Here is a 2,033-nt window from a genome sequence, read left to right on the forward strand (position 1 = left end):
AACTCAAAAAATATTGAAAGTTTAAATGTAAACTTTATTGAAACAGATAAAGAACAAGGTGTTCAACCTTGTTTCACTCCGAAAGATATACTGGCTTTTGGTGTAAGACTGAGCATGCTCCCTCAGGACTGGCAAAGCAATGGTTGCATCTTAATTAACGATATTATCCCAGATGCAACAATAACTTTTGACGATGGCGATCAGAAGCTATATCTGACGATACCACAGGTCTATGTGGAGAGTATGCCTAATGGATATATTAGACCAGAGTTATGGGATGAGGGTGTCCCAGCATTAACCTTAGCTTATAGTTTGAATGCATCTAATTATAAAAACTCATCTGAATATAATGATCATAAAAAAAACAAACAATTCTATTATGGCAGCTTGAATACATCAGCAAAGCTAGGACCATGGCGATTTTATACTAATGGTATGGCAAATAGTAGTAGCGATGAAAGTGTAACGTGGAATAACCAATCTGCTTATATACAGAGATCATTCGCGGCCAATCAGTCACAATTTATCTTTGGAGATGTGAATACTACTGGGGCTATGTTTAATACCACGCCACTTCGAGGGGCCAGCCTATATACTGATGATCGCATGCTGCCAAATTCTATGCGGGGATATGCACCAGTAATTAGAGGGGTCGCCGACAGTAATGCCTTGGTCACCATCCGACAAAATGGCAATGTTATCCATGAAACAAATGTTCCCCCTGGCGAGTTTATTATAAATGATTTAAATACAGCCGGTTATGGTGGGAATCTTGAAGTAACTATCAGAGAAGCAAGCGGAAATATAAGAGTACAAGTTGTGCCTTATTCTAGTATTCCTCAACTTTTACGTGAAGGATACTCAAGATACACGGCCACAGTAGGTGAGATAAGAAGCTCAAACCTTAGTGATCCACCCATGTTATTTGAGGGGAGCTATCAATATGGATTTAATAATTATATTACTGGCTATGGTGGTATACAGAAAACTATATCAACTGATTATTTTGCATTGCTTGGTGGGGTTGCATTTAATACACCAGTCGGTGCGTTAAGTTTTGATGCGACACGTTCTTCAACTTCAGTTAAAGCAGATGATGAATCGCAATGTGACTCTACATTTTGCAATATGAGTTTTAAAGTAAGCCTGGCGAAGGTCGTTGAACCAACAAAAACTAATTTTAGCTTAATGGCATATCGCTACTCAAGTAGTAATTATTTTACATTAATGGATGCGCTTAATACTGTTGAGGCCCAAAAGAGTGGCAAAGGTATTCGTACTGAAAATTATCGCGAAGTACTTGAAGCAAATATAAATCAAAATCTATCCCCTGGGTGGGGAAGCCTCTTTTTAACAACCTACTATGGTCGATACTGGCATAAAGATGTTAATGAGAAGAATACGTTAAACTACCAAGTTGGCTATGCAAACTCGGTAGGGTCCGTCAATTATAGCTTAGGTTTTAATCGGTTAAATAATCGCTATGGTAATGGTGAGAATACCTTACGTTTATCACTCAGCATTCCATTAGATACGGCTTCAAGTCATCGTAATAGGCCAAGATTAACGTCGACAATAAGTCATAATGATCGCGAGTCCCGATTAAAAACAGCGATTAGTGGTACTGTTGGCGAACATCAAGAATATAGCTATGGATCTTGGATCGATGGAACAAGCAATAGTGATCGCAATTTCGGCATTAACGGTGGATATAGTGGTAACACATCATTAATAAATCTTGGTTATAGCCAAGGTAGATCGAACTCTATGGCTTCAGTAAATTTAAGTAGTGGTATAGTCGTGCATGCCGGCGGAGTGAACCTATCGCATTCTATTAGCGATACCTTGGGTATTATTGAAGCCAAAGGTGCGACTGGAGCCAGTATTTATCCTTATACAAATGCACGGGTAGCTAAAAATGGATATGCTATTTTACCGTATTTGTCACCATTCCAATATAATGATATCTCTCTTAATGTAAAAGATATGCCAACTAATATAGAGATTGAAGAGGATAGAATTAAAATAGTGCC

The 2,033-nt window shown here is 38.3% G+C and carries 1 protein-coding gene; it reads left to right on the forward strand.

What is annotated here, in order from left to right; translation table 11 throughout:
* On the forward strand, positions 1-2,033 hold a 2,033-nt coding region (locus V1952_RS21490), incomplete at both ends, for a fimbria/pilus outer membrane usher protein (RefSeq protein ID WP_420075514.1).

It is taken from the genome of Yersinia sp. 2542 StPb PI (assembly GCF_048593855.1).
Lineage (GTDB): Bacteria > Pseudomonadota > Gammaproteobacteria > Enterobacterales > Enterobacteriaceae > Yersinia > Yersinia enterocolitica_E.